This is a genomic window from Pigmentiphaga daeguensis (genome assembly GCF_039523035.1).
Classification (GTDB): domain Bacteria; phylum Pseudomonadota; class Gammaproteobacteria; order Burkholderiales; family Burkholderiaceae_B; genus Pigmentiphaga; species Pigmentiphaga daeguensis.
In genome coordinates, this window is the sequence record NZ_BAAAEN010000016.1 from 32,837 (window position 1) to 53,042 (window position 20,206).

Consider the following 20,206-nt stretch of genomic DNA (forward strand, 5'->3'; position numbering starts at 1 on the left):
CTCATTGTTTCGGGGCATTGCCGGCTCGGGCGGCTTTTTCATCCAAACCCGACAGGCCTTCGCGCCGCGCGAGCTCGGCGACGACCTGTTCGGGACGCAAACCGTAATACTCCAGCATGACGAGGCAATGAAACCAGAGATCGGCTGTCTCGTAAATGATCTTTTCCGGCACGCCGTCCTTGGCCGCCATCACGGTCTCGGTGGCTTCCTCGCCGATCTTCTTGAGGATGCCGTCGGGCCCCTTGCTGAGCAGGCGGGCCACGTAGGAGGTCTCGGGCGAGCCGCCCCGGTCTGGCCGGCGGCTGGCGATGGTGTCGGCCAGTTGCACCAGGAAATCGTTCATTTGTAGATGCTCTCCGGGTCCTTCAGCACCGGGTCGGTCTCGACCCAGTGCGCGCCGCCCTCGGTTTCCAGGCGGCGGTAGAAGCAGCGCTCGCGGCCGGTATGGCAGGCGATCCCGCCCACCTGTTCGACCCGCAGCAGCACCACGTCGCCGTCGCAGTCGAGCCGGATCTCGCGCACGCGCTGGACGTGGCCCGATTCCTCGCCCTTGCGCCAGAGACGGTTGCGCGAGCGCGACCAGTAGGTGGCGTTGCCGGTGCGCAGCGTCTCGCGCAGCGATTCGCGGTTCAGGAAGGCGAACATGATGACCTTGTCGGTCGTGGCGTCCTGCGCGATGCCGGGCACCAGGCCGTTGTCGTCGTAGACGATGGCGTCCAGCCAGGCTTCCTGGTCGGTGGAGAGAGTCCGGGGTGCGGTATCCATCAGTCGTCCAGCCTCATGCGTATGCCGCGGTCGGCCATGAAGCGCTTGGCCTCCTGCACCGTGTGTTGCCCGTAGTGGAAGATGCTGGCGGCCAGCACCGCATCGGCATGGCCCTCGGTGATGCCGTCCGCCAGGTCCTTGAGCGAACCGACACCGCCGGAGGCGATGACGGGAATGGCCACGGCGTCGGACACCGCGCGCGTCAGCGCGAGGTCGAAGCCCGACCGGGTGCCGTCGCGGTCCATGCTGGTCAGCAGGATCTCGCCCGCGCCGTACTCGGCCATCTTGCGCGCCCATTGCACGGCATCCAGCCCGGTGGCGTTGCGCCCGCCATGCGTGAAGACCTCCCAGCGCGGCGCCTCGCCCTCGCCCGACACCCGCTTGGCGTCGATGGCGACCACGATGCACTGGGCGCCGTAGCGGCTGGAGGCCTCGCGCACCAGGTCGGGGTTGGTCACGGCCGAGGTATTGATGCCCACCTTGTCGGCGCCCGCGTTCAACAGCCGGCGCACATCCGCCACCTGCCGCACGCCGCCGCCCACGGTCAACGGAATGAACACCTGCGAGGCGACCTGTTCGATCACGGACAGGATGATGTCGCGCTGATCGCTCGACGCCGTGATGTCCAGGAACGTGATCTCGTCCGCGCCCTGGTCGTCATAGCGGCGCGCGATCTCCACCGGATCCCCGGCATCGACCAGATTCACGAAATTGATTCCCTTGACCACGCGACCAGCAGTCACGTCCAGACAAGGGATAATACGACGCGTCAACATCACAGAATTCCAAAAACACACGTTGCCGGGCGCAGAATCCCTCCGCCCAACCACTACGATACGCCCATTCCCAAGAACGCAGCCCACCTTGGGCACCGCGGATCAGCGCGGTTGTTCCTCCAGGATGCGGTGGATCCGGCTCCGCCGGTCCACCCGCATCGCCCCCTGGGGGGCGCCCGTCAGGGCGTAGGGGGGGTACCTAGTTCATCGGCACGAGCCTGCGCCGCCTGGAAATCCAGCGTGCCCTCGTAGATGCTGCGGCCCAGGATGGCGCCTTCCACGCCTTCGTCCTCGACGGCGCAGAGCTGCTCGATATCGGTCAGGTTGGCGATGCCGCCCGAGGCGATGACCGGGATGCGCACGTGCTGGGCCAGCTTGACCGTGGCCTCGACGTTGACGCCCGACAGCATGCCGTCGCGGCCGATGTCGGTGTAGATGATGGACGAGCAGCCGTAGTCCTCGAACTTCTTGGCAAGGTCGGTCACGTCGTGGCCGGTCAGCTTGCTCCAGCCGTCGGTGGCCACCTTGCCGTCCTTGGCATCCAGGCCGACGATGATCTGGCCGGGGAAGGCACTGCACGCGTCATGCAGGAACCCGGGGTTCTTGACCGCGGCGGTGCCGATGATCACGTAGGAAATGCCGTTGTCCAGGTAGCGCTCGATGGTGTCGAGGTCGCGGATGCCGCCGCCGATCTGCACCGGGATGTCATCGCCCACGGCGTCGAGGATGGCCTTGATGGAGGCCTCGTTCTTGGGTTTTCCGGCCACGGCGCCGTTCAGGTCCACCAGGTGGAGGCGGCGCGCGCCCTGCTCCAGCCAGTGGGCGGCCATGGCGGCGGGCTCTTCGGAAAACACGGTGGCATCGTCGAGATCGCCCTGGCGCAGGCGGACACAACGACCGTCTTTGAGATCAATCGCGGGAATGAGGAGCATGGCGAATCAGGATGTCGTTCGAATCAGTGGCGCTAACTGGGCTGCGGGACGGAAAAAGGGGGCCTTGTCGGCTAACGGGACTCACGGGTTCCACCGCACGAAATTCTGGTAGATACGCAGGCCCGCCCCTGCGCTTTTCTCAGGGTGAAACTGAGTTGCGAAGATGTTATCTCTGGCTACCGCGCAGGTAAAGGCGACCCCGTAATCGGATTGACCGGCAATTACCCCTAGATCGGCGGGGGCCACATAGTAGCTGTGCACGAAGTAGAAATAGGTGTCGTCGGCCACGCCGTCCCACAGGGGATGGGACAAGGTCTGCCGCACGCGGTTCCAGCCCATGTGGGGCACCTTCAGCCGTTCGGGCCCCTGGAAGGCCGGGCCGGCGAAGCGCACGACCTGCCCTTCGAAGATGCCCAGGCCGTCGGCCGGCCCTTCCTCGCTGCGCTGGAACAGCATCTGTTCGCCCACGCACACGCCCAACAGGGGCTTGCTGCGGGACGCCTCGACCACCGCCTCGCGCAGGCCGGTTTCCTCGAGGTAGCGCATGCAGTCGGGCATGGCGCCCTGCCCCGGGAACACGACCCGGTCGGCCGCGCGCACGCCAGCCGCATCGCTGCAGATGCGCACCTCGGCCTCGGGCGCGACGTGTTCCAGCGCCCGGGCGACCGAGCGCAGGTTGCCCATGCCGTAGTCGACGATGGCTATGCGCGTCATGTCAGCTCCGCCGGGCCGCCCCAAGGGGCTGACACGCCGCCCCGGGGGGCAGCGAACGTAGTGAGCGTGGGGGCTGTTCTCATCTAGAGGACTCCCTTGGTCGAGGGCACGGTGCCGCCGGCGCGCGGATCGACTTCCAGCGCCATGCGCAGCGCCCGGCCGAAGGCCTTGAACACCGTCTCGCACTGATGGTGGGCGTTGACGCCCCGCAGGTTGTCGATGTGCAGCGTCACCAGGGCGTGGTTGACGAAGCCCTGGAAGAACTCGCGCGTCAGGTCGACGTCGAACTGGCCGATCATCGCGCGCGTGAAGGGAACGTGGAACTCCAGGCCGGGGCGGCCCGAGAAATCCACCACCACGCGCGAGAGCGCCTCGTCCAGCGGCACGTAGGCATGGCCGTAGCGGCGGATGCCGGCCTTGTTGCCGACCGCCTTGGCCACGGCCTGGCCGAGCGTGATGCCGACGTCCTCGACCGTGTGGTGCGCGTCGATGTGCAGGTCGCCGTCGGCCACGACGTCGATGTCGATCAGGCCATGGCGCACGATCTGGTCGAGCATGTGGTCCAGGAACGGCACGCCGGTCTGCAGGTTCTGCTTGCCGGTGCCGTCGAGGTTGACGACCGCGCGGATGCGCGTTTCGTTGGTGTTGCGGGTGATCTCGGCGGTACGCATGATCGTTTCCGGATGGTCGGGTTGAATGGGCGGCGGCGTCACGAGGCGCTGCCGTCGTCCAGGCGGTATTCGGCGCTGCGCGCGTGCGCCTGCAGCCCTTCGCCATAGGCCAGGGTGGCGGCGACGCGCCCCAGGGTCCGCGCGCCGGCGCCCGAGACCTTGATCAGGCTGGATCGCTTCTGGAAATCGTACACGCCCAGCGGCGACGAGAACCGCGCGGTGCGCGAGGTCGGCAGCACGTGGTTGGGGCCGGCGCAGTAGTCGCCCAGCGACTCCGAGCTGTGGGTGCCCATGAAGATCGCGCCGGCGTGGCGGATCAGGTCAGCCCAGCACTCGGGCTCGGCGGTGGAGATTTCCAGGTGCTCGGGCGCGATGTCGTTGGCGATGGCGCAGGCTTCTTCCAGGTCGCGCACCAGGATCAGCGCGCCGCGGTTGGCCAGGCTGGTGCGGATGATGTCCGCGCGCGGCATCGTGGGCAGCAGCCGGGCGATGGCGGCCTCGACCTGCGCGATGTAGCCGGCGTCGGGGCACAGCAGGATGGCCTGGGCCAGTTCGTCGTGCTCGGCCTGCGAGAAGAGATCCATGGCGATCCAGTCGGCCGGCGTCCCGCCGTCGCAGATGACCAGGATCTCGCTGGGGCCGGCGATCATGTCTATGCCCACCGTGCCGTACACGCGCCGCTTGGCGGCGGCGACGTAGGCATTGCCGGGGCCCACGATCTTGTCGACCGGGACGATGGAAGGCGTGCCGTAGGCCAGCGCGCCCACCGCCTGGGCGCCGCCGATGGCGATCGCGCGGTCGACGCCGGCGATGGCGGCGGCGGCCAGCACCATGGGATTACGCACGCCGTCGGGCGTGGGCGTGACCATGACGACCTCGCCCACGCCGGCCACCTTGGCCGGGATGGCGTTCATCAGCAGCGAGGACGGGTAGGCCGCCTTGCCGCCGGGCACGTACAGGCCCACGCGGTCGAGCGGGGTGACCTTCTGCCCCAGCACGGTGCCGTCGGGCTCGGCGTAGGTCCAGGTCTCGGCCCGCTGGCGTTCGTGGTAGACCCGGATGCGGTCGGCGGCGGCCTCCAGGGCGGCGCGCTGCTCGCGCGGCAGCGCCTCCAGGGCCGCGATCCAGTCGGCGCGGGGAATGTCCAGTTCGCGGATGAACGCGGCCTGGACGCGGTCGAAGCGGCGGGTGTATTCCAGCACCGCGCCATCGCCACGGGTGCGGACGTCCAGCAGGATGTCGGCCACGGCGCGTTCGATGGACGCGTCCTCGGACGCTTCGAAGGCCAGCAGCGCGTGCAGGCGGGCTCGGAAGTCGTCGCTACGGGTATCGAGTCGGTTGATGAGGGACATACGCTAGCTCTGCAAAATCGGTTTCCGGAAGGCAGCCCTGCCCCGCGCCGGCGGCGCGGGAGCGATGGACGACGCAGCCTCTGCATGGCGCGGCGGGCCGGCCGCGCGGCGAGCGCCCCGCGGATGTCGCCAGATCAGGCCGGCATGGCCAGGCTGGCGCGCGCGAAGGCGTCGATCAGAGGCTGCAACCGGTGTCGCCGGGTCTTCAGGGCCGCCTGGTTGACCACCAGGCGAGACGATATGTCCATGATATCTTCGACCGCGACCAGGTTGTTGGCCCGCAATGTCCCACCGGTGGATACCAGGTCGACGATCACGTCGGCCAGCCCCACCAGCGGCGCGAGCTCCATCGACCCGTACAGCTTGATCAGGTCGACGTGCACCCCTTTCGCGGCGAAATGCTCGCGCGCGGCCTGCACGTACTTGGTCGCCACGCGCAGGCGGGCGCCCTGGCGCACCGCGCTGGCGTAGTCGAAACCCTCGGGCACGGCCACGCACAGCCGGCACTTGCCGATGCGCAGGTCCACGGGCTGGTACAGGCCGCCCGGATGCTGGGCCGCATGTTCGATCAGCACGTCCTTGCCGGCCACCCCCAGGTCGGCGGCGCCGTACTGGACATAGGTGGGGACATCCGAGGCGCGCACAATGATGATGCGCACGCCGGGGTCGCTGGTCGGCAGGATCAGCTTGCGGGACTTCTCCGGGTCCTCGGCCACCGTGATGCCGGCCTCGGCCAGCAGGGGCATGGTCTCGGTGAAGATGCGGCCCTTGGACAGCGCCAGGGTGATGGGCGTGTTCGGATCGGCCGGTGCGAAGGCGCTCATCGTGCCTGCCCCCCGGATCCGCTCACGCGGCGGATGTCGGCGCCCAGCTGCAACAGCTTGCGCTCCATCTGCTCGTAGCCGCGGTCCAGGTGATAGATGCGGTCTATCGTGGTCTGGCCGTCGGCGACCAGGCCCGCGATGACCAGGCTGGCCGAGGCCCGCAGGTCGGTCGCCATGACGGTGGCGCCCGACAGGCCGGCCACGCCCTTGACCACGGCGGTATGGCCGTCGATCTCGATGTCCGCTCCCAGCCGGCGCAACTCCTGCACGTGCATGTAGCGGTTCTCGAAGATGGTCTCGGTGATGACCGCGGTTCCTTCTGCGATGGCATTCAGGGCCATCAGCTGGGCCTGCATGTCGGTCGCGAAGCCGGGATATTCCAGGGTGCGGAAACCCACCGCGCGCGGCCGGCCACTCATGCCCGCCTGCACCCAGTCGGTACCGCACTCGATGGCCAGCCCGGCCTCGGCCAGCTTGTCCAGCGTGGCGCCCATGCTGGCCGGATCGGCGTTGCGCAGCACGATCTCGCCACCCGCCGCGCCCACCGCGCACAGGAAGGTGCCGGCTTCGATGCGGTCCGGCATGACCCGGTGGGTCGTGCCGTGCAACCGCGAGACGCCCTCGATGACGATGCGGTCCGTGCCGTGGCCGCTGATGCGGGCGCCCATCTTGATCAGCAGTTCCGCCAGGTCGACGATCTCGGGCTCGCGCGCGGCGTTCTCGAGCACCGTCAGCCCCTCGGCCAGCACGGCCGCCATCATCAGGTTTTCGGTGCCGGTCACCGTGATCATGTCGGTGCGGATGGTGGCGCCCTTCAGGCGCTTGGCCCTGGCCACGACGAAGCCGTGCTCGATGCTGATCTCGGCTCCCATCGCCGCCAGCCCCTTGATGTGCTGGTCGATGGGACGCTGGCCGATGGCGCAGCCGCCGGGCAGGCTGACCCGGGCCTCGCCGAAACGCGCGACCAGCGGCCCGAGCACCAGGATCGAGGCGCGCATGGTCTTGACCAGCTCGTACGGCGCTTCCAGCGATTCGACCCGGGTGGCATCCAGCGTGACGCGGTCGCCCGGCTGGCCGGCGCGCTCGGCCTTCACGCCCAGTTGGCGCAGCAGGCGCAGCGTGGTGCCGATGTCGTTGAGCTGGGGGACGTTCTCGAGCGTGACCGCATCGGCGGTCAGCAGCGACGCGCACAGGCAAGGCAGCGCGGCGTTCTTCGCCCCCGACACCTCGACCTCGCCACGCAGAGGGCGACCGCCGGTGATCTGCAGCTTATCCATTAATTGCCCGCCTTGAATTCCTGGGGAGTGAGGGTGCGCATCGACAAGGCATGGATTTCTTCCCGCATGCGTTCGCCCAGCGCGGCATAGACCAGTTGGTGCCGCGCGATGGGGCGCTTGCCCGCGAATTCGGCGCTGACGATGACCGCCTCGAAGTGCTGGCCATCGCCCTGCACGTCGACATGTTCACAGGGCAGTCCGTCGAGGATGTATTGCCGGACCTGCTCCGGAGTCGGAAGAGTCATGCTTTCAGTAACGCAGTTTGTAGCCGGTGGACAACAGGCGCAGCGCGAACCCGGCCACCACCAGGAACGTCCCCGCGACCACCGCCAGGCTGTGCCAGGGGGTGACGTCGGAGACCCCGAAAAACCCGTAGCGGAAGCCGTCTATGGTGTAGAAGATCGGATTCCAGTGCGACACCGCCTGCCAGAACGGCGGCAGCGAGTGCACGGAATAGAATACCCCGGACAGGAAGGTTGCCGGCATGATCAGGAAATTCTGGAAGGCCGCCATCTGGTCGAACTTCTCGGCCCAGATCCCGGCCACCAGCCCCAGCACGCCCATGATGCCGCTGCCCAGCACCGCGAACACCAGCATCCAAAGCGGTTCGGCGAAATGCGGCGCGGCGAAGAACAGCGACACCGCGTAGATTCCCAGCCCGACGAACAGGGCGCGCACGATGGCGGCCAGCACGTAGGCCCAGAACACTTCCCAGTGCGTCAGCGGCGGCAGCAGCATGAAGACCAGGTTGCCCGTGACGCGGCTTTGCATCAGCGACGACGAGGAGTTGGCGAACGCGTTCTGCAGCATGCTCATCATCATGAGCCCCGGGATCAGGAAGGCGGTGTACGGCACGGTGCCATACACCGTGACGCGGCCTTCCAGCACGTGGGCGAAGATCAGCAGGTACAGCACCGCCGTCATCACCGGCGCGCCCACGGTCTGGAATCCTACCTTCCAGAAGCGCAGCATTTCCTTGTAGAACAACGTCAGGAAGCCGGAGCCCGCGTTCAGGTTGGGCTGCAGGCCGACGAAGCCCGCCGGCTTGCCGGCCTCGGAACCCGTGGTGGAAACGCCGCTCTCGGGCGGCCGTGCGACGACGCTCATGCCGCCTTCTCCAGCGACGCCGAGGCGGAGTCCCCGTGCATGATGTTCAGGAAAGCATCCTCGAGATCGGCGGGCAGCACTTCGATGCCGTCGATGATCCCGCCGGCCGTGCGGACCTGCGCCAGCAGGGACTCCAGTTCCGTGCTGTTGTCCAGGCGCAGCACCGCGCGGTTGTCCTGGCGCTGCACCAGCTTCTCGTCCAGGGTGCGGCTCTTGCCCGCAGGCCACCCCGATGCGCCCATGTGCAGCACCAGGCGCGAACCGCCGACCTTGGCCAGCAGCGCCCGCGTGGTATCCAATGCCACGATGCGGCCGGCCTTGAGCATGGCGATGCGGCCGCACAGTTCCTCGGCCTCTTCCAGGTAATGGGTGGTGAGCAGGATGGTGTGGCCCATGCGGTTCAGGCGCGAGATGAACTGCCACAGCGTACGCCGCAGGTCCACGTCCACGCCGGCGGTGGGCTCGTCCAGCACGATCACGGGCGGCCGGTGCACCAGCGCCTGCGCCACCAGCACCCGCCGCTTCATGCCGCCCGACAGCGCGCGCATGTTGTCGTCGGCCTTGGAGGTCAGGCCCAGGTTTTCCAGGATCTCGTCGATCCAGTCGTCATTGTTGCGCAGCCCGAAATAGCCCGACTGGATGCGCAGCGTCTCGCGGACCGTGAAGAACGGGTCGAACACCAGCTCCTGCGGCACCACGCCCAGTGCCCGGCGGGAGGCGCGGAACTGGGACACGACGTCGTAGCCGCAGATGGATACCTGGCCCGTGGTCGCGCGCGACAAGCCCGCCAGGATCGCGATCAGCGAGGTCTTGCCCGCGCCGTTCGGCCCCAGCAGCCCGAAGAATTCGCCCTGGGCGATGTCCAGGCTGACATCGTTCAGCGCCTGGAACCCATCCACCGCCTGGCCAGCGCCCACGCGCCGCCACAGGCTGGTCTGCCTGGGGTACACCTTGGAAACATGCTCGATGCGAACGGCGGATGACATGGCTTGATCAGAAAACACTACCGCGCCGGGAGGGCCTCGCAGCCCCCTAAAAAGCGCAAATCCCGGCAAACGCCGGGCAATTCCCCATTATAGAGGATGGTCGGAAACAGCAAGAGCTGACTACCCGGCCTACCCCAGGGCACCGCGGATCCGGCTTTGCCGGTCCGCCAGTGCCGCCCCTGGGGGCACGCGTCAGCGCGTAGGGGGTCATTTGAATGCAGCGTTCCGCTCCGCCAGCGACTTGATCAGGCCGTCGACGCCGTTTTGGCCGATCTGCTGCGAGAACTGGTTGCGATAGTTCTCGATCAGCCATACGCCCAGCACGTTGACGTCGTAGATCTTCCAGCCCTGGCCCGCCTTCTCCATGCGGTAGTCCACGGGGATGGGATCGCCGGCCGGCTGCTTGATCACGGTCTTGACCACCACGTCGGTGGCGTCGGCCGGGTAGTGCGAGGGCCGCAGTTCCACCGCGGTCTGCTGCTTCACGGACGAGACCGCGCCGCTATAGGTGCGCACCAGGGTAGTGCGGAATTCCTTGACCAGCGCCTTCTGCTGCTCGGGCGTCGCCTGGCGCCAGTAGCGGCCGGCGGCCAGCCGGGTCGTCTTTTCGAAGTCGACGTACGGCAGGATCTTCTGGTCCACCAGCTGCAGCAGGCGCTGCGGATTGCCGGACTGCACCGACGGATCGGCCTTGATGGCGGCCAGCACTTCGCCCGTGACCTGCTGGATCAGCGCCTCGGGCGTACCGGCGCCCTGCGCCCGGGCCGCCTGCATGGCGCCCATGGCCAGGATGACGCCGGCGGCCAGCGCCAGCAGCCAGTTCAGGATCCGGGGCGCGGCCGCCGCGGGCATCGTCATGTTTTTTGAAATCATGGAAATCCTTACTTTTGCGGTGCACCCGACGCCGGAGCGGGCGCCGCGGCATCGTCATCGTCGTCGTAGTTGGGCAGAGAATAGTCCGGCAACGCCCCCTCCGCGCCACTGGCGCCGCGGATCAGGCTGGCGCGCCGCTGCAGGTAGGCATCGCGGGTGAAGGTGTAGGGATCCAGGGCGACCTGGTCGAGCAAGTTGCCCACTTCGAGCAGGTTGGCGCGCGCGTTCACGACACGCAGGCCGTAGACGCTGTTGCGCACGGGCACGTTGTCGATATTGCCGACGGCCACCGGATCGGCCAGGAAATCGACCGCCGTGCCGCCCGCGTCGCGGATGGTGCTGGGCCCCAGCAGCGGCAGCACCAGGTACGGGCCGGCGCCGACGCCCCAGACGCCCAGGGTCTGCCCGAAATCGGCCTTGTTGCGGGGCAGGCCGTTCTGCGTGGCGAGGTCGAAGCAGCCGAACACGCCCATCGTGGTGTTCAGCAGGACGCGGAAGGTGGTGTTGATGCCGTCCGGCGCACGGTTCTGCAGGAAGCTGTTGATGGCCGACATCACGTCGCCCACGTTGGCGAACATGTTGCGCACGCAGCTTCGCACCGGCGACGGCACCACGTTCACGTAGCCCTGCGCCACCGGCTTGAGCACGGCGCGATCGACCGTGTCGTTGAACTTGTACATGCTGCGGTTGAATCCCTCCAGGGGATCCCGCGGGTCGGCCGGCCGCCCTTCCGGGGCGGTGGCACAGCCCGCCAGCCCTGCCGCCAGCATCAATGCCAGGATTTTCTTATTCATCTTCATACACTCGTCGTCATTTCGCGGCGGGCTCTGCCGAGCCCGCGGAACCGCCTTCCGCCGGCTTGCCGGTACCACCCTCGGCAGCCTTGCTGTAGAGGAACTGGCTGATCAGGTTCTCCAGCACGACCGCGCTCTGGGTATAGCGGATCTTGTCGCCGGGGGCGAAATTCTTGTCGTCGCCGCCCGGTTCGATGCCGATGTACTGCTCGCCCAGCAGCCCCGAGGTCAGGATCTTGGCGGACGAATCGGTGGGAAACTGGTAGCGCGCGTCCAGGTCCAGCGTGACCACGCCCTGGAACATCTTGTCGTCGAACGCGATGCTGGACACCCGCCCCACGACCACGCCGGCGCTCTTGACCGCCGCGCGCGGCTTGAGCCCACCGATGTTGTCGAAATTGGCCGTCACCGCATAGGTCTTGCCCACCGACAGCACGCTCAGCAGGTTGCCTGCCTTCAAGGCCAGGAAGACCAGGGCGAGTGCGCCCACCAGCACGAATATTCCCACCCAGAGATCGACTTTTTCTCGCGACATCTCGTATTCCTCCGGTACCCCGCCCACGCGGCGGGTCCCTAAGCCAATTGCTTGCAACGGCCGCCCGACGGGCGCCGCGCCTTGTTTAGTTGCCGAACATCCAGGCCGTCAGCAGGAAGTCCAGGCCCAGCACCGCCAGCGACCCGGCCACGACGGTACGCGTGGTCGCGCGCGACACGCCCTCGGGCGTGGCCTTGGCGTAATAGCCCTGGTAGAGCGCGATCAGCGTGACCGCCACCCCGAAGACGATGCTCTTGAGCACGCCGTTGCCCACGTCCTTCCAGACATCGACGCCATTCTGCATTTGCGACCAGAAGGCGCCGTCATCCACGCCGATGAGCAGCACGCCCACGCCCCAGCCGCCCAGGATACCGACCGCGGAAAACACCGCCGCCAGCAGCGGCATGGCGATGATGCCGCCCCAGAAGCGCGGCGCCAGCACCCGGCGCACGGGATCCACGGCCATGACCTCCATGGCCGACAGTTGCTCGCCCGCCTTCATCAGGCCGATTTCGGCGGTCAGCGAGGTGCCGGCTCGGCCGGCGAACAGCAGCGCGGTCACGACCGGGCCCAGCTCACGCACCAGGCTGAGCGCGACCAGCAGGCCCAGCGCCTGCTCGGAACCGTAGCGGTTCAGGGTGTAGTACCCCTGCAGCCCCAGCACGAAGCCGACGAACAGGCCGGATACGGCGATGATCACCAGCGAATAGTTGCCGATGAAGTGGATCTGCTGCACCACCAGCCGCGGACGGCGCAGCGCGGTGCCGCTCTTGAACAGCAGCTCGACGAAGAACCGGGCGAACGTGCCCAGGCCCACCAGCGACGCGCGCGTGCCGGCGCCCACCGAGATCAGGAAACGGGTCAGGGCCATCAGCGCACCCTCCGCTGGCGCTCGAGCCAGGCCTGGTAGGCAGGCGTTTCGGGATACTGGAAAGCCACCGGGCCGTCGGGCTCGCCGTGGAGGAACTGGTGCACGAACGGATCCTGCGACGCGGACAGTTCGGCCGGCGTACCGCCGGCGACGACGGTCCCGCGCCCCAGCAGGTAGACCTGGTCCGTGATGTGGAAGGACTCCTGCACATCGTGCGTGATCAGCACCGACGCGCAGCCCAGCCGGTCGGTCATGGTCCGGATCAACTGGGCGGTCACGCCCATGGAGATCGGATCCAGGCCGGCGAACGGCTCGTCGTACAGGATCAGCTCGGGTTCCAGCACCACGGCCCGCGCCAGCGCGACCCGGCGCGCCATGCCGCCCGAGATTTCCGAGGTCCGCAGGAAGGCGGCCGCCTTCAGGCCCACGGCGTCCAGCTTGGACAACACCCGTTCCAGGATTTGCTGTTCGGTCATGGAGGTGTGCTCGCGCAACGGGAACGCCACGTTCTCATAGACGTCCAGGTCCGTGAACAGCGCCCCCTGCTGGAACAGCACGCCCATGCGCTTGCGCAGATCGAACAGGCGGTCGCCCGACAACTGCCCGATATCCTCGCCCAGCACAAACGCCCTGCCCGCCTGGGGCGGCAACTGGCCCGTGGCCGCGCGCAGCAGCGTGGTCTTGCCCGACCCGGAGCCGCCCATGATGGCCACCACCTGCCCGCGACGGACCTGCATGTCGACGTCCCGCAGGATGACACGGTCGCCATAGCCCACCGACAGGCCGTCGAAGGCTAGCGCCACATCGGTGGGGGAATGCGTAGATCGTGCCGAATCAGGCATGTAGAGGCAAGAAGAGTTGAAAAGATGGGCGTTGCTTGCAAAAAACCGGTGGGTTCGAGGGGAATCCAGCGGGGGATTCTAACAGCAGCACGCCTGGGCACCGTGCTAACCCTTAGGCAGCAGCGGGTTTTGTCCCCCGGCGCATACGCCGCGATTTGCCGGCGGCGCATGCTCGTCCTGTCCATGGCGCGCCGAAGCCCGGCATGGCCCATGGAAGAGTGCAGATTATGAACCACGGCGCCCCGCGCCGGTTTACGTTTTTACAACAAACGCCCGGCTCGCCGGTGTATCCACATGAAAAACGCCCCGAGGTCCGGCCGGACGACTCGGGGCATGATGCCACCGCGCTTTTAAGCGCGGATTAATGTCAGCGAGGCAGCTCGGTCGCCCCCATCAGGAAGGTATCGACCGAGGCCGCGCACTGGCGGCCTTCGCGGATGGCCCAGACCACCAGCGACTGGCCGCGCCGCATGTCGCCGGCCGCGAAGACCTTGTCGACGTTGGTGCGGTAGTCGTCGGTATTGGCCCGCGCGTTGCCCCGGGCATCGCGCTCGACACCGAAGGCTTCCAGCACCTGCTGCACGGGCGACACGAACCCCATGGCGAACAGCACCAGGTCGGCGGGCAACTCGAACTCGGAGCCCTCGACCTCGACCATCTTCATCTGACCGTTGTCGCCGCGCACCCACTCGACGCGGCAGGCCACGAGCGAGGTCACCTTGCCGTTCTTGCCCTTGAAGGCCTTGGTCGACACCGCCCAGTCGCGGTCCACGCCCTCTTCGTGGGACGAGGAGGTGCGCAGCTTCAGCGGCCAGTACGGCCAGGTCAGTTCCTTGTTCTCGGATACCGGGGGCTGCGGCATGACCTCGAACTGGGTGACGGACGCCGCGCCATGGCGGTTGCTGGTGCCCACGCAGTCCGAGCCCGTGTCGCCGCCGCCGATCACGATGACGTGCTTGCCGGTGGCCATGATCTGGTCCTTGAGCTTGTCGCCCGCCACCACCTTGTTCTGCTGCCGCAGGAAATCCATCGCGAAATGCACGCCCTGCAGTTCGCGGCCCGGCACCGGCAGGTCGCGCGGGGTTTCCGCCCCGCCCGACACGACGATGGCGTCGAACTCGGCTTGCAGTTCCTGCGGCGTCTTCACGGTGGCGGAGATGCCCAGCGCCTTGGCGTCCTCGGGCCGCCCCACGAACGTCGAGGGACGGAACACGACGCCTTCCTGCTCCATCTGCGCCATGCGGCGGTCGATCTGCCACTTTTCCAGCTTGAAGTCGGGGATGCCGTAGCGCAGCAGCCCGCCGATGCGGTCGCTTTTCTCGAACACGGTCACGTCGTGGCCGGCGCGCGCCAGTTGCTGCGCGCAGGCCAGCCCCGCGGGGCCGGAGCCGACCACCGCGACTTTCTTGCCCGTCTTGGCCTTGGGCGAGGCCGGCACCACCCAGCCGTGCTCCCAGCCGTGGTCGATGATGGCGTGCTCGATCGACTTGATGCCGACGGCATCGCTGTTGATATTGAGGGTACACGCCGCCTCGCAGGGCGCCGGACAGATGCGCCCGGTGAACTCGGGAAAATTGTTGGTGGAATGCAGCACCGCCAGCGCCTGCTTCCAGTTCTGCCTGTACACCAGGTCATTCCAGTCGGGAATGATGTTGTTGACCGGACAGCCGTTCGTGCAGAACGGAATGCCGCAGTCCATGCACCGGGCACCCTGCTGCTTGGCCTGCTCGGTGTTCAGATGGAGGACGAATTCCTTCCAGTGCTTGACGCGCTGCTCAGGCGCTTCCGCGGCTTCCTGCAGACGCTGGTATTCCAGAAATCCGGTGACCTTACCCATGGCTCTTTCCTGACTATCCTGTTTGGAGCCGGCGCGTGCGCCGCGCCGGCTCCGATTCTTCATTACGGTTCACGCCGCCTCCCGGCGGCAGGGCGTGCCTAGGCGGCCAGCTTCTGCGGATTCCGGGCATCCCACATTTCGCCCAGCGCGCGCCGGTACTCCGTCGGCATGACCTTGACGAACCGGGTGCGGGCGGTCTCCCAGGCATCCATGATGTCGCGGGCGCGGAAGCTGCCGGTGTAGCGGAAATGGTTCTCGACCAGGCGGCGCAGGATGGCCTCGTCGGTATCCCGCTCGCCGCCCCGCACCATGCTGTGCCACAGGCGCTGCGAACCTTCCTTCTCCTGGACCGCCGCGGGAACGACTTCCTCGAGCTCGACCATGGCCATGTTGGCGCGCAGACGGAAGGCGCCGTCCGGGTCGTAGACGTAGGCCACGCCGCCCGACATGCCCGCGGCGAAGTTGCGGCCGGTCTCGCCCAGCACCACCACGGTGCCGCCGGTCATGTATTCGCAGCCGTGGTCGCCCACGCCTTCCACCACCGCCGCGGCGCCCGAGTTGCGCACCGCGAAGCGCTCGCCCGCCACGCCGTTGAAGTAGGCCTCGCCCGACAGCGCGCCGTACAGCACGGTATTGCCGACGATGATGTGCTCGGGCCCATGGCCGCGGAAATCATTGGGCGAGCGCACGATGATGCGGCCGCCGGACAGTCCCTTGCCGACGTAGTCGTTGCCGTCGCCCACCAGGTCCAGCGTCACGCCATGGGCCAGGAAGGCACCGAAGCTCTGGCCGGCGGTGCCGTTGCACTGGATGTGGATGGTGTCGTCGGGCAGGCCCTCGTAGCCGTACTTGCGCGCCACCATGCCGGATAGCATGGCGCCGATGGTGCGGTTCACGTTGCGCACCGTCGTGATGAACGAGACCTTCTCGCCACGCTCGATGGCGGGACGCGCACGCTCGATCAACTGGTGGTCCAGCGCCTTGGCCAGGCCGTGGTCCTGTTCATCCACGTGCAGGCGGGCCACGTCGGCCGCCACGCGCGGCTGGTGGAACACGCGGCTGAAGTCCAGGCCGCGCGCCTTCCAGTGTTCGATGCCGGCACGCATGTCGAGCAGGTCGGAACGGCCGATCAGGTCGTCGAACTTGCGTATGCCCAGCTGGGCCATGATTTCGCGCACTTCCTCGGCGATGAAGAAGAAGAAGTTGACGACGTGCTCGGGCTTGCCCTGGAACTTGGCGCGCAGGACGGGATCCTGCGTGGCCACGCCCACCGGGCAGGTATTCAGGTGGCACTTGCGCATCATGATGCAGCCTTCGACCACCAGCGGCGCGGTGGCGAACCCGAATTCGTCGGCGCCCAGCAACGCGCCAATCACGACGTCGCGGCCGGTCTTCATCTGGCCGTCGGCCTGCACGCGGATACGGCCGCGCAGGTGGTTCAGCACCAGGGTCTGCTGCGTCTCGGCCAGGCCCAGTTCCCACGGCGTGCCGGCATGCTTGATCGACGACACGGGCGAAGCGCCGGTGCCGCCGTCGTGGCCGGCGATCACCACGTGGTCGGACTTGGCCTTGGCCACGCCCGCGGCCACCGTGCCGACACCGACCTCGGACACCAGCTTGACCGAGATGGATGCCTGGGGATTGGCGTTCTTCAGGTCATGGATGAGCTGGGCCAGGTCCTCGATGGAATAGATGTCGTGGTGCGGCGGAGGCGAGATCAGGCCCACGCCCGGCACCGAGAAGCGCAGCTTGGCGATGTATTCCGACACCTTGTGGCCGGGCAGCTGGCCGCCCTCGCCGGGCTTGGCGCCCTGCGCCATCTTGATCTGGATCTGGTCGGCGCTGGCCAGGTACTCGGCCGATACGCCGAAGCGTCCCGAGGCCACCTGCTTGATGCGCGAACGCAGCGAATCGCCGGCCTTCAGCGGCACGTCGGCCACCACGCGGTCGGCGCCCAGCACCGACGCCAGGGTGTCGCCGTCCTTGATGCCGGCCTTGCCGTGCTGCAGTTCGGCGCGATAGCGCAGTTCGTCCTCGCCGCCCTCGCCCGTATTGGACTTGCCGCCGATGCGGTTCATCGCGATCGCCAGCACCGAGTGGGCCTCGGTCGAGATCGACCCCAGCGACATCGCGCCGGTCGCGAAGCGCTTGACGATCTCCTTGGCCGGCTCGACCTCGGCCAGCGGAATGGCGTGGGCAGGGTCGAACTTGAACTCGAACAGGCCGCGCAGCGTCATGTGGCGCTTGCTCTGGTCGTTGATGATCTGCGCGTATTCCTTGTAGGTGCGGTAGTTGTCCGCACGGGTGGAATGTTGCAGCTTGGCGATGGCGTCCGGCGTCCACATGTGCTCTTCGCCGCGGATCCGGAAGGCGTATTCGCCACCCTCGTCCAGCGCGCCGTCCAGCAGCGGGTCATTGCCGAAGGCCGCCTTGTGCATGCGCAGGGATTCCTCGGCCACCTCGAAGATGCCGATGCCCTCGATGTTGCTGGCGGTGCCCGGGAAATACTGCTCGACCAGCGGACGGTTCAGGCCCACGGCCTCGAAGATCTGGGCGCCGGTGTACGACATGTAGGTCGAGATGCCCATCTTGGACATGACCTTCTGCAGGCCCTTGCCGATGGCCTTGACGTAGTTGTAGATGGCCTTGTCCACGGGCACCTTGGCGTCGTGCTCGTGCTCGTGGGCCAGCGCCTCCATCGCCAGGTAGGGGTGCACCGCCTCGGCGCCGTAGCCGCCCAGCAGCGCGAAATGATGCACCTCGCGCGCCGAGCCGGTTTCCACCACCAGGCCGGTGCTGGTGCGCAGGCCGGCGCGGATGAGATGCTGGTGCACGGCCGAGGTGGCCAGCAGCGCGGGAATGGGCACGCGGTTCGCGTCGACCAGCCGGTCGGACACGATCAGGATGTTGTAGCCGCTCTTGACGGCATCCACCGCCTGGGCGCACAGCGCCGCGACCCGGGCCTGGATGCCTTCCTTGCCCCAGGCGGCCGGATAGGTGATGTCCAGCTCGAAGCTCTTGAACTTGCCGTTCGTGACGCGCTCGATGTGGCGGATCTGCGCCATGTCGGCGAAGTCCAGCACCGGCTGCGCCACTTCCAGGCGCAGCGGCGGGTTCACGTTGTTGATGTCGAGCACGTTGGGCTTGGGCCCGATGAACGACACCAGCGACATCACCATGTTTTCGCGGATGGGGTCGATGGGCGGGTTGGTGACCTGCGCGAACAGCTGGCGGAAGTAGTTGTAGAGGCTCTTGTTCTTGTTGGACAGCACGGCCAGCGGCGCGTCGTTGCCCATCGAGCCCGTGGTTTCCTCGCCCAGCGCGGCCATGGGGCGCAGGATGAACTTGTAGTCCTCCTGCGTCCAGCCGAATGCCTGCTGCCGGTCGAGCATGGGCACGGACGAGCGGCCTTCCTCGACCTCTTCGCGGACGGGTTCGGGCAGCGTGTCCAGCTTGATGCGGATGCGCTCGATCCACTGGCGGTACGGCTTGCTGTTGGCGAGCTGGTCCTTCAGTTCCTTGTCGTCGATGATGCGGCCGAGCTCCAGGTCGATCAGGAACATCTTGCCCGGCTGCAGGCGCCACTTCTTGACGATCTTGCTTTGCGGGACCGGCAGCACGCCCGACTCCGAAGCCATGATGACCAGGTCGTCGTCGGTGACGATGTAGCGCGCCGGGCGCAGGCCGTTGCGGTCCAGCGTGGCGCCGATCTGGCGGCCGTCGGTGAAGGCGATGGCGGCCGGGCCGTCCCAGGGTTCCATCATCGCGGCATGGTATTCATAGAAGGCACGGCGCGCCTCGTCCATCTCGGCATGCTGTTCCCAGGCCTCGGGAATCATCATCATCATGGCGTGCGAGATGGAATAGCCGGACATGACCAGCAGTTCGAGGCAGTTGTCGAACGTGGCGGTGTCGGACTGGCCTTCGTAGACGATGGGATAGAGCTTCTTCAGGTCCTCGCCCAGCACCGGCGACTGCATCACGCCTTCGCGGGCGCGCAGCCAGTTGAAGTTGCCCTTGACCGTGTTGATCTCGCCGTTGTGGGCGATCAGGCGATAGGGGTGGGCCAGCGGCCAGGCGGGGAAGGTGTTGGTGGAGAAACGCTGGTGCACCAGGGCCAGCGCCGTGACGGCGCGCGCGTCGGCCAGGTCGCGGTAGTAGCGGCCCACCTGGTCGGCCAGCAGCAGGCCCTTGTAGACCACGGTGCGGCTGGAGATGGACGGCACGAAGTATTCCTTGCCGTGCTTCAGGTGCATCTTCTGGATGGCGTGCGAGGCCATCTTGCGGATGACATACAGCTTGCGCTCGAGCGCGTCGGGCACCATGACGTCGCCGCCCCGGCCGATGAAGAGCTGCCGGATGACCGGTTCCATGCTCTTCACGTTGGGCGACATCGGCATGTCCTTGTCGATGGGCACGTCGCGCCAGCCCAGCACCACCTGGCCCTCGGCGCGCACGGCGCGCTCGAGCTCGGCCTCACAGGCCAGCCGCGACCCTATTTCCTGGGGCAGGAACACCATCGCCACCCCGTATTCCCCGGGAGCGGGCAGGACCACGCCCTGGGCGGCCATTTCCTCGCGGTACAGCGCATCGGGGATCTGGATCAGGATGCCGGCGCCATCGCCCATGAGGGGATCGGCGCCCACCGCGCCGCGGTGGTCGATGTTCTCGAGGATCTTCAGGCCCTGCTGGATGATGGAATGGCTTTTCTGGCCCTTGATGTGGGCCACGAAACCCACGCCACAGGCGTCGTGTTCGTTGGACGGGTCGTACAGGCCCTGGGCGTCCGGCTGGCGCGGCGCGGGCAGGCCGATGCGCGAAGCGTCGATGACGGCCGTCCGGGACGACGGGGCCGAGAGGTGATCCTGGCTGGATAGGGGCATGGTGCGCTCCGCTGGAGGACTCGCGTGCCGGGCACGAATCCGGGTACTGGACATCGGGAATTCCGAACCCGGCGCGCACAGGAGCAGCGCCAGGGGAAAACGACGATACTGCGGCGCACCAGGGGCTGCAAGAAAAATAAAAAGGGGAACGTCCCCAATTATTATCC

At 67.3% G+C, this 20,206-nt stretch carries 19 protein-coding genes; all 19 read right to left on the minus strand.

Features of this window, described 5'->3' with window-relative positions; translation table 11 throughout:
* Window position 1 precedes the first annotated feature (1 nt).
* The 19 genes from ABD104_RS19005 to ABD104_RS19095 all read right to left on the minus strand — a co-directional run bounded on the left by ABD104_RS19005 (window position 2) and on the right by ABD104_RS19095 (window position 20,039).
* Entirely contained in the window at window positions 2–343 is a 342-nt protein-coding gene (locus tag ABD104_RS19005; RefSeq protein ID WP_087838606.1) for a phosphoribosyl-ATP diphosphatase, read from the minus strand.
* Window positions 340–765: a phosphoribosyl-AMP cyclohydrolase gene (gene hisI, locus ABD104_RS19010; protein ID WP_087838607.1), complete on the minus strand. Its 426-nt coding sequence runs from the start codon at window positions 763–765 to the stop codon at window positions 340–342. Before hisI ends, ABD104_RS19005 begins: the two co-directional genes overlap by 4 nt.
* Window positions 765–1,544 (minus strand): imidazole glycerol phosphate synthase subunit HisF, encoded by a 780-nt coding sequence (gene hisF, locus ABD104_RS19015; protein ID WP_087838608.1) that lies wholly within the window; start codon window positions 1,542–1,544, stop codon window positions 765–767. Before hisF ends, hisI begins: the two co-directional genes overlap by 1 nt.
* A gap of 176 nt (window positions 1,545–1,720) precedes the next feature.
* Entirely contained in the window at window positions 1,721–2,473 is a 753-nt protein-coding gene (gene hisA, locus ABD104_RS19020; RefSeq protein WP_087838609.1) for a 1-(5-phosphoribosyl)-5-[(5-phosphoribosylamino)methylideneamino]imidazole-4-carboxamide isomerase, read from the minus strand.
* A gap of 81 nt (window positions 2,474–2,554) precedes the next feature.
* Entirely contained in the window at window positions 2,555–3,187 is a 633-nt protein-coding gene (gene hisH / locus ABD104_RS19025) for an imidazole glycerol phosphate synthase subunit HisH (RefSeq protein WP_087838610.1), read from the minus strand.
* 83 nt (window positions 3,188–3,270) lie between these two features.
* Window positions 3,271–3,858: an imidazoleglycerol-phosphate dehydratase HisB gene (hisB, locus tag ABD104_RS19030; protein ID WP_087838611.1), complete on the minus strand. Its 588-nt coding sequence runs from the start codon at window positions 3,856–3,858 to the stop codon at window positions 3,271–3,273.
* Between the two features lie 38 nt (window positions 3,859–3,896).
* Window positions 3,897–5,210, minus strand: coding sequence for a histidinol dehydrogenase (gene hisD / locus ABD104_RS19035; protein ID WP_343928032.1), 1,314 nt, complete (start codon window positions 5,208–5,210; stop codon window positions 3,897–3,899).
* Between the two features lie 134 nt (window positions 5,211–5,344).
* Window positions 5,345–6,034, minus strand: a complete 690-nt coding sequence (gene hisG, locus ABD104_RS19040) for an ATP phosphoribosyltransferase (protein ID WP_087838613.1) — start codon at window positions 6,032–6,034, stop codon at window positions 5,345–5,347.
* A complete protein-coding gene (gene murA / locus ABD104_RS19045) occupies window positions 6,031–7,311 on the minus strand; it encodes a UDP-N-acetylglucosamine 1-carboxyvinyltransferase (RefSeq protein WP_087838614.1) in 1,281 nt (426 codons plus the stop codon). Before murA ends, hisG begins: the two co-directional genes overlap by 4 nt.
* Window positions 7,311–7,556 (minus strand): BolA family protein, encoded by a 246-nt coding sequence (locus ABD104_RS19050; protein ID WP_087838615.1) that lies wholly within the window; start codon window positions 7,554–7,556, stop codon window positions 7,311–7,313. Before ABD104_RS19050 ends, murA begins: the two co-directional genes overlap by 1 nt.
* A gap of 4 nt (window positions 7,557–7,560) precedes the next feature.
* Window positions 7,561–8,418, minus strand: a complete 858-nt coding sequence (locus tag ABD104_RS19055; RefSeq protein WP_087838616.1) for an ABC transporter permease — start codon at window positions 8,416–8,418, stop codon at window positions 7,561–7,563.
* Window positions 8,415–9,404, minus strand: coding sequence for an ABC transporter ATP-binding protein (locus ABD104_RS19060; protein WP_087838617.1), 990 nt, complete (start codon window positions 9,402–9,404; stop codon window positions 8,415–8,417). Before ABD104_RS19060 ends, ABD104_RS19055 begins: the two co-directional genes overlap by 4 nt.
* A 207-nt stretch (window positions 9,405–9,611) precedes the next feature.
* Window positions 9,612–10,256 carry an MlaC/ttg2D family ABC transporter substrate-binding protein gene (locus ABD104_RS19065; protein ID WP_087838744.1) on the minus strand — a complete coding sequence of 215 codons (645 nt, stop codon included), beginning with the start codon at window positions 10,254–10,256 and terminating at the stop codon, window positions 9,612–9,614.
* 29 nt (window positions 10,257–10,285) lie between these two features.
* A complete protein-coding gene (locus tag ABD104_RS19070; RefSeq protein ID WP_087838745.1) occupies window positions 10,286–11,071 on the minus strand; it encodes an MlaA family lipoprotein in 786 nt (261 codons plus the stop codon).
* A gap of 16 nt (window positions 11,072–11,087) precedes the next feature.
* Window positions 11,088–11,606, minus strand: a complete 519-nt coding sequence (mlaD, locus tag ABD104_RS19075) for an outer membrane lipid asymmetry maintenance protein MlaD (RefSeq protein ID WP_087838618.1) — start codon at window positions 11,604–11,606, stop codon at window positions 11,088–11,090.
* Window positions 11,607–11,691: 85 nt separating this feature from the next.
* A complete protein-coding gene (mlaE, locus tag ABD104_RS19080) occupies window positions 11,692–12,477 on the minus strand; it encodes a lipid asymmetry maintenance ABC transporter permease subunit MlaE (RefSeq protein WP_343928033.1) in 786 nt (261 codons plus the stop codon).
* Complete coding sequence (locus ABD104_RS19085; protein ID WP_087838620.1) at window positions 12,477–13,319, minus strand: ABC transporter ATP-binding protein; 843 nt, start codon at window positions 13,317–13,319, stop codon at window positions 12,477–12,479. The genes mlaE and ABD104_RS19085 overlap by 1 nt, the downstream gene beginning before the upstream one ends.
* A 367-nt stretch (window positions 13,320–13,686) precedes the next feature.
* Entirely contained in the window at window positions 13,687–15,156 is a 1,470-nt protein-coding gene (locus tag ABD104_RS19090) for a glutamate synthase subunit beta (protein WP_087838621.1), read from the minus strand.
* 98 nt (window positions 15,157–15,254) lie between these two features.
* On the minus strand, window positions 15,255–20,039 hold the full coding sequence (locus ABD104_RS19095; protein ID WP_132980586.1) for a glutamate synthase-related protein: 4,785 nt from the start codon (window positions 20,037–20,039) through the stop codon (window positions 15,255–15,257).
* Window positions 20,040–20,206 lie beyond the last annotated feature (167 nt).

Bases quoted from the DNA above. Each gene is read 5' to 3' on its own strand.
- ABD104_RS19005 (WP_087838606.1), bottom strand. From the start codon at position 343: ATGAACGATTTCCTGGTGCAACTGGCCGACACCATCGCCAGCCGCCGG.
- hisI (WP_087838607.1), bottom strand. From the start codon at position 765: ATGGATACCGCACCCCGGACTCTCTCCACCGACCAGGAAGCCTGGCTG.
- hisA (WP_087838609.1), bottom strand. From the start codon at position 2,473: ATGCTCCTCATTCCCGCGATTGATCTCAAAGACGGTCGTTGTGTCCGC.
- hisH (WP_087838610.1), bottom strand. From the start codon at position 3,187: ATGACGCGCATAGCCATCGTCGACTACGGCATGGGCAACCTGCGCTCG.
- hisB (WP_087838611.1), bottom strand. From the start codon at position 3,858: ATGCGTACCGCCGAGATCACCCGCAACACCAACGAAACGCGCATCCGC.
- hisD (WP_343928032.1), bottom strand. From the start codon at position 5,210: ATGTCCCTCATCAACCGACTCGATACCCGTAGCGACGACTTCCGAGCC.
- hisG (WP_087838613.1), bottom strand. From the start codon at position 6,034: ATGAGCGCCTTCGCACCGGCCGATCCGAACACGCCCATCACCCTGGCG.
- murA (WP_087838614.1), bottom strand. From the start codon at position 7,311: ATGGATAAGCTGCAGATCACCGGCGGTCGCCCTCTGCGTGGCGAGGTC.
- ABD104_RS19050 (WP_087838615.1), bottom strand. From the start codon at position 7,556: ATGACTCTTCCGACTCCGGAGCAGGTCCGGCAATACATCCTCGACGGA.
- ABD104_RS19055 (WP_087838616.1), bottom strand. From the start codon at position 8,418: ATGAGCGTCGTCGCACGGCCGCCCGAGAGCGGCGTTTCCACCACGGGT.
- ABD104_RS19060 (WP_087838617.1), bottom strand. From the start codon at position 9,404: ATGTCATCCGCCGTTCGCATCGAGCATGTTTCCAAGGTGTACCCCAGG.
- ABD104_RS19065 (WP_087838744.1), bottom strand. From the start codon at position 10,256: ATGCCCGCGGCGGCCGCGCCCCGGATCCTGAACTGGCTGCTGGCGCTG.
- ABD104_RS19070 (WP_087838745.1), bottom strand. From the start codon at position 11,071: ATGAATAAGAAAATCCTGGCATTGATGCTGGCGGCAGGGCTGGCGGGC.
- mlaD (WP_087838618.1), bottom strand. From the start codon at position 11,606: ATGTCGCGAGAAAAAGTCGATCTCTGGGTGGGAATATTCGTGCTGGTG.
- mlaE (WP_343928033.1), bottom strand. From the start codon at position 12,477: ATGGCCCTGACCCGTTTCCTGATCTCGGTGGGCGCCGGCACGCGCGCG.
- ABD104_RS19085 (WP_087838620.1), bottom strand. From the start codon at position 13,319: ATGCCTGATTCGGCACGATCTACGCATTCCCCCACCGATGTGGCGCTA.
- ABD104_RS19090 (WP_087838621.1), bottom strand. From the start codon at position 15,156: ATGGGTAAGGTCACCGGATTTCTGGAATACCAGCGTCTGCAGGAAGCC.
- ABD104_RS19095 (WP_132980586.1), bottom strand. From the start codon at position 20,039: ATGCCCCTATCCAGCCAGGATCACCTCTCGGCCCCGTCGTCCCGGACG.